6 protein-coding genes are annotated in these 6105 nt (G+C 74.3%); 3 read left to right on the forward strand and 3 right to left on the reverse strand.

Annotated features, from left to right (window positions below; translation table 11 throughout):
- On the reverse strand, positions 1–2278 hold a 2278-nt coding region (locus tag AB1578_21450), incomplete at its 3' end, for a tetratricopeptide repeat protein (GenBank protein ID MEW6490463.1).
- A 322-nt stretch (positions 2279–2600) separates the two neighbouring features.
- Between AB1578_21450 and AB1578_21455 the strand changes: the two genes are divergently transcribed.
- Entirely contained in the window at positions 2601–2912 is a 312-nt protein-coding gene (locus AB1578_21455; GenBank protein ID MEW6490464.1) for a late competence development ComFB family protein, read from the forward strand.
- Between the two features lie 142 nt (positions 2913–3054).
- Here the strand turns inward: AB1578_21455 and AB1578_21460 are convergent, their stop codons facing one another.
- Both AB1578_21460 and AB1578_21465 read right to left on the reverse strand, forming a co-directional pair.
- Positions 3055–3483: a GtrA family protein gene (locus tag AB1578_21460; GenBank protein MEW6490465.1), complete on the reverse strand. Its 429-nt coding sequence runs from the start codon at positions 3481–3483 to the stop codon at positions 3055–3057.
- On the reverse strand, positions 3473–4150 hold the full coding sequence (locus AB1578_21465; protein MEW6490466.1) for an arylesterase: 678 nt from the start codon (positions 4148–4150) through the stop codon (positions 3473–3475). Before AB1578_21465 ends, AB1578_21460 begins: the two co-directional genes overlap by 11 nt.
- On the opposite strand from AB1578_21465, the gene AB1578_21470 reads away from it, so the two are divergent.
- Both AB1578_21470 and AB1578_21475 read left to right on the forward strand, forming a co-directional pair.
- Positions 4149–4871 (forward strand): ABC transporter ATP-binding protein, encoded by a 723-nt coding sequence (locus AB1578_21470; protein MEW6490467.1) that lies wholly within the window; start codon positions 4149–4151, stop codon positions 4869–4871. The two genes, AB1578_21465 and AB1578_21470, sit on opposite strands and share 2 nt — an antisense overlap.
- The coding region (locus AB1578_21475) for an FtsX-like permease family protein (GenBank protein ID MEW6490468.1) at positions 4868–6105 on the forward strand (1238 nt) is incomplete at its 3' end. The genes AB1578_21470 and AB1578_21475, both read left to right, overlap by 4 nt.

Consider the following 6105-nt stretch of genomic DNA (forward strand, 5'->3'; position numbering starts at 1 on the left):
CGGGGGCGGGGGCGGCGGCGCGGGGGTCGGCGGCGGCCGCCGCCGCCGGTTCCCCCGCCTCGGTCCGGGCCTGGGCGAGCACCAGGAAGAGGCCGGCGCGGCGCGGATCTTCGGAGTGCCGCGCGGCGAAGTCCTCCGCGGATCGGGCGAGCTCGTCTCGGCGGCCCAGGCGAAAGAGACTCAGGGCCTGGCCGTAGTGGGCGTCGGGTACATCCCCCAGGGCGCCGTAGGCCTCCAGCGCCTCCGCGTAGCGTCCCAGGTTGTAGAGGCTGTCGGCCCGCTTCTGGCGGGCCTCGTCCGCCAGATCTCCCTCGGGCTCCCGCGCCAGCGCCGCGTCGAAGTGGGGCAGGGCCGCGGCGTAGGCCCCCGCGGCGAAGTCGAGCCAGCCCAGGGCGTGGTGGGTCGGGGCGGCGTAGGGGCCGTCGGGCTCGTCGGCCAAGAGGCCGGCGAGCTGGGTGCGGGCCTGGGCTTCCCGGCCGCTGCGCGCGAACATCCACCCCCGGTAGAAGCGTGCGGCAGAACGGTACCGGGGCTCGCTGGTCTCGCTCTCCAGCCGGTCCAGGGCGCCGAGGGCGGCCCGGGGTTCGCGGCGGTTGAAGTGGGCGCGGGCCAGGTTCAGGACCGCCTCGTCTCGATTGGGGTCCCCGGGGTAGGAGCGCAGGAGCCGGGCGAAGAGCTCGGCCGCTTCGTCCCAGCGCGCCCCCTCGAAGGCGAGCCAGGCCCGGCCGTACAGCGCCTGGGCGTGGGACGGGCTGCGCTCGGGCACCGCGTGGAAGGCCCGCAGCGCCTCGTCCCGCAGGCCGAGCTGGAGCCTGGCTTCCCCGAGCCAGGCCCACACCCGGTCGGCCTCCGGGTAGGCAGGGTCTCGGCGCAGGACCTCTTCCAGAAGCTCTGCGGCCCGGTCGGGCCGGCCCGCCAGGAGCTCGCACAACCCGGCCCGGTGGAGGGCGGCGGGGCCAAGGGGCGCATCGACGGGCACGGCCCGGTAGGCTTGGGCCGCTTCATCGTACCGGCCCAGGAGGTAGAGCGCCTCGGCCGCCATGTACCGGGGAACGTCCGCCCCTGGTGCGTCCCAGGCCCGCAGGGCCGAGCGATACAGGCGCAGGGCGTCCTCGTAGCGCTTCTGGCGAAAGGCAAGCCATCCCGCGTCGGCCCGGCCCCACCCCACCCAGGGACCGGTGGGCGCACCGGCCTCCAGGGCCAGCAGCGCGTCGGGCAGGGCCGGGTCCTGGGCCTCTGCCAGGGCGCGTACCCGGCCGTACAGGGAAGGTCCCAGCAGATCGGCCGGGGGCCGGGAGTCCACGATCCACCCGAAACGCTGGGCGGCCTCCCGGGTCTTCCCCTGCTCCAGGAGGGTCCACCCCAGGGCCACCTGGGCGCTCGGGGCCGAAGGGTGGTCGGGGGTCTCCAACAGGAAGCGCACCAGGGCGTCCTCGGCGCCCCGGGGATCGCCGGCGGCGCGCCGGGCGAGGCCCAGCGTCAGGAGGCCCGCGGCCCGCACCGGCCCCGGCACGAGGACACCCTGCCCAGGCAGGGTCGCGAGCTCCTCCAGGGGGGGCTGGGCCGGCCGGGGCGCGCCGGCGTCGTAGTGGGCCGCCCCGAGGCGGTAGAGGGCCTCGGGGCGGTGGGGGTTTCGGTCGTCTCGGGTGAGTTCTTCCCACGCGCGCCGGGCTTCTTCGCCCCGGCCGCGGTCGGCGAGGAGCCAGGCCATTCGGTAGGCGGCCTCGGGGGCGAGGTCGCCGCGGACCAGGCGCAGGAAGGCAACGGCTTCGTCGGGGCGGCCCTGGCGGCGGCGGATCTCGGCGAGCCAGAAGGCCGCATCGTCGGCGCGGGGGTGGAAGGGATGGTCGGCCCGCAGTTGGGCCAGATACCCCGCCGCTTCGTCCAGGAGGTCCCGGGAGAGCCGTTCGATCCCCGTATGGTAGAGGGCCTCGGCCCCTCCCGTGGCTCGGGCCAGGGCGCCGCTCACGGGGTTTCGATAGGCACACCCGGGGGACTGCACCCGTGGAGCGGCAGCCAGCTCGGGCGCCGGGGGCGCCGCGGATGCAAGTTCCAGCCGGGTCGGGGCCTGGGCGAGCCGGGGGGCCTCCAGGGGCAGCACCCCGGCCCGCTCGGCCTCGAGGCGCACCCGGTCGATGCCCCGCACCACGACCTCGGGAAGCTCCAGGGGCTCCGGCCCGGGGGACACGCCGAAGGCCAGGGGGGCCGCCAGGGCCAGGGCGAGCAGCCACCCGAGGGCTCTCGCGAGAGACCGGGCGGTCTGGGAAACTCGGTGCACGGGCGCCTCCTGTGGGGGGCGGAGTGGGGCCGGGCAGGCTCGTGTGCGCGCCCAGCCGCGACCGGCGCCCCCGTGGCCGGGAAGTATACAGTTTTCAGCGATCGGTTTTCAGTCTTCCGTTTCCAGTCTTCTGGCGCGGGTCGCGCTTTACGCTTCGGGCGGTGTTTTCCCCGGGGGCCGCTATGGGAAACCCATGGGACCGATGGGACGCATGGGACCTATGGGAGAAACCTTCGCCACGCGTCACGCCCGTAAAGTTCTCCCCGATCCCTGCCGATCCACTGGACGGCGCACCCCGTTGCACCTGCGGAGGACCCCGACCATGGAGATCCTGACCCGAGACGCCATCGACTACCTGGTGGCCGGCCACTCCCTGCACGAGATCGTCAACTTCAACGAGCACGCCGTCCTCAAGGCCATGCGCCGGCTCTATGGGCACGACACCTCGCTTTGCCGGTGCTCCCTGTGCGTGGAGGACACCTTCGCCCTGGCGCTCAACGCCCTGCCGCCCCGGTACATCCAGGCCACGAGCCTCCATACCTACGAGGGGAGCAGCCAGTTCATCGCCGAAGACAAGGTCCGGGCGGCGGTGGAGGAGGCGGCCGGCAAGGTGAAGGCCCGGCCCAACCACTGAGCCCAAGGGCACGAATCCCGGCGATCGCCGATACCACCTCCAGCGGACATCCGAATCGGCATCGGGACCCCTGGGGGATCGACGCCGATACCGATCCCGATAGCGATGTCGATCCCAACGAGGGAAAGACCCCGGCCCCGGGTCAGGGGGGAGGTCCGTTTCCCGGGCGAAATCCCCACAGCCGCAAGGCGAAGTAGTTCACGGAGCCCCCCGCCGCCAGGGTCACGAGCCAGGCCAGGCGGTGGTGGAGGCCCACCTCCACCAGGGCGAAGTCCAGCGCCGTGGTGCCCGTGAGGCTCGAGGCGTATACGAGCACCGTGCGGCCCAGGGTGCCCCAGTAAGGCGTGGCCCACCGGAAGGTGTGGCGGCGGTGGATGCCGTGGGTCGCGACGCTCGCGAGCAGGTAGCCCACCGCCCAGGAGAACGGGGCGTTGTACTCCTCCACGAAGCGCCGCCAGTACACGAGCTCATAGAGGCCGTAGAAGAGCACCGAGCCCGCGGTGCCGCTGAGGGCGAACCGGCCGAGCTCCCGCCAGCCCCCGAAGGCCCGCTCCCCATGCCTACCCTCCACGGCGGGCGGCCTCCCGCACCAGCGGGCGGACCAGGGGCAGGATGCGGCGCACGATCTCCTCCACCCCCTCCCGGTTGGGGTGGATCCCGTCGGGCAGGTTGCGCCCGGGCACCCCGGCCACTCCCTCCAGGAAGAAGGGGTAGAACGCCACCCCGTGTCGTCGGGCCAGGCGCGGAAAGACCGCGTCGAACTCCCGGACGTAGGCGGGGTCCAGGTTGCGGGGCGCCTTCATCCCCGCCAGGAGCACCCGCACGCCCCGCTCCCGCAGGGCCGAGAGGATCGCGTCGAGGTTCGCTTCCACTTCGGCCGGGTCGAGCCCCCGCAGGGCGTCGTTGGCCCCGAGCTCCACGATGGCCACGTCGGCGCCGTCCCCCAGGGCCCACTCCAGCCGCGACCGGCCTCCCGCCGACGTGTCGCCCGAGACCCCCGCATTCACCACCACCGCCGGGAGCCCCTCGGCGGCCAGCGCCCGCTGGAGCACCGACGCAAAGGCATCCCGGGGCGCCAGGCCGTATCCGGCCGTGAGGCTGTCCCCCAGGGCCAGGATGCGCACGGGTGCCTGGGCCGCCCCGGCGTTTACAAGGGCGAGGCACAGTGCGATGCTTGCCGGAAGCGCCCGGCGGGCGGCCCGGGCGCAGCCAAGAAGCACAGGAAGGAACGACGGCATGGCGGTTCCCAAGGTCGGGCTCTCCGAGGGGGTGTCCCCGATGATCGCGCTGGACGACGTGTGCCTGACCTTAACCGGGGGCGGGGGAGAGGTCAACATCCTCCGGGGCATCGCGGCTGAGGTCGCTCCCGGCGAGACCGTGAGCGTCGTGGGGCCCTCGGGAGCCGGCAAGACCACGCTTCTCATGATCGTGGGGGGACTGGAGCGCCCCTCGGCGGGCCGGGTGCGGGTGGCCGGGGTAGACCTGGGGGACCTCGACGAGGACGGCCTCGCCCGGTTTCGCCGCGCGCACGTGGGGATCGTCTTCCAGTCGTTCCACCTGGTGCCCACCATGACCGCTTGGGAGAACGTAGCCCTGCCCCTGGAGTTCGCCGGCCGGGCCGATGCCCGGGAGCGGGCCGCCGAGGCCCTGGAGGCGGTGGGCCTCGCGGACCGGCGCCTCCACTACCCCGCCCAGCTCTCCGGGGGCGAGCAGCAGCGAGCGGCCCTGGCCCGTGCCACCGTGGCCCGCCCCAAGCTCCTCCTGGCTGACGAGCCCACGGGGAATCTGGATCGTGAGACGGGCAGCCGCGTCATGGACCTCCTCTTCGGCCTCCAGGCGGAGCACGGCACCACGCTGCTGCTCATCACCCACGACGAGGCCCTGGCCGCCCGGTGCGGACGCACCCTGCACATGGCCGACGGCCGGCTGCTCGACGGCCCGGTCCGGAGCCCCCGGTGACGACCGCGGCGGCGTTTGCCCTGGCGCTTCGCCTCGCCCGCCGCGAGCTGCGGGGCGGTCTGCGGGGCTTTGGGGTCTTCCTCGCGTGCCTCTTCCTCGGGGTTTTCGCCGTAAGCGCCGTGGGGTCGGTGTCTCGCGCCGCCCGGGCGGGCCTCGTGGCCGACGCCCGCGCGCTCCTGGGGGGCGACGCCGAGCTCACGCTGGCCCAGCGGGAGCTCGACCCGGAGCCCCTGGCCTTCCTGCGGTCCCGGGGGGAGGTCTCGAGCACGGCCGAGCTTCGGGCCATGGCCGCCGCCCTGGATGGGGATTCGCCCGCGCGGGTGCTGGTGGAGCTCAAGGGCGTGGACCGGGCCTACCCCCTTTACGGCCGGACGGTGCTGGAACCCGACCTGGACCTCGCCGCCGCCCTGGGGGAGGAGGACGGCGTGTTCGGCGCCGCAGCCGACGAGCTGGTGTTCCAGCGGCTGAACGCCTCCCCCGGGGACCGGGTGCGGGTGGGCAGCCGGGAGTTTGTCCTTCGGGCAGTGCTTCGTGCCGAGCCTGACCGGGCCTTTCGCGGCTTCACCCTGGGCCCCCGGCTCCTGGTGGCCCGGGAGAGCCTGGCCGGCACGGGCCTCCTGGAGCCCGGGAGCCTCGTGACCCACGCCTACCGGGTGCGGCTGGCGGCGCCGGCCCGTGCGGGTGCGGATCCCGGGGCGCCGGAGGCCGCCTCGGTGCTGGCCGAGCTGGAGACACGTTTTCCCGATCGGGGGTGGCGCACCCGCACCTTCGACCGGGCCGCCCCCCGAATCCGGTACTTCCTCGACCGGATGACCGCGAGCCTCACCCTGGTGGGGCTCTCCGCGCTGCTGGTGGGGGGCTTGGGGGTGGCCGGCGCGGTGCGGGGGTACCTGGGGGAGAAACGGCTCCACCTGGCGGCCATGAAGTGCCTGGGCGCACCGGGAAGCCTGCTGCTCACCGCCTACCTTCTCCAGATCCTCCTCCTCGGGGCCCTGGGTTCCTCCGCCGGGGTGGCCGCCGGGGCGGCCCTTCCCTATGCCCTGGCCTCGCTCGGCGACGATCTGCTGCCGGTGCCCCTTCGCCCCGGCCTCTACCCCGCACCGCTCCTCACCGGTGCGGCCTTCGGGCTCCTGGTGGCCCTGGCGTTCTCCCTGGCGTCCCTCGACGCCGCGCGGCGCATCTCCCCCGCGGTGCTCTTCCGGGGTTATGCGGCCGGAGCCGGCAGCGCGCTGCG

It is taken from the genome of Thermodesulfobacteriota bacterium, assembly GCA_040756475.1.
Classification (GTDB): domain Bacteria; phylum Desulfobacterota; class Deferrisomatia; order Deferrisomatales; family JACRMM01; genus JBFLZB01.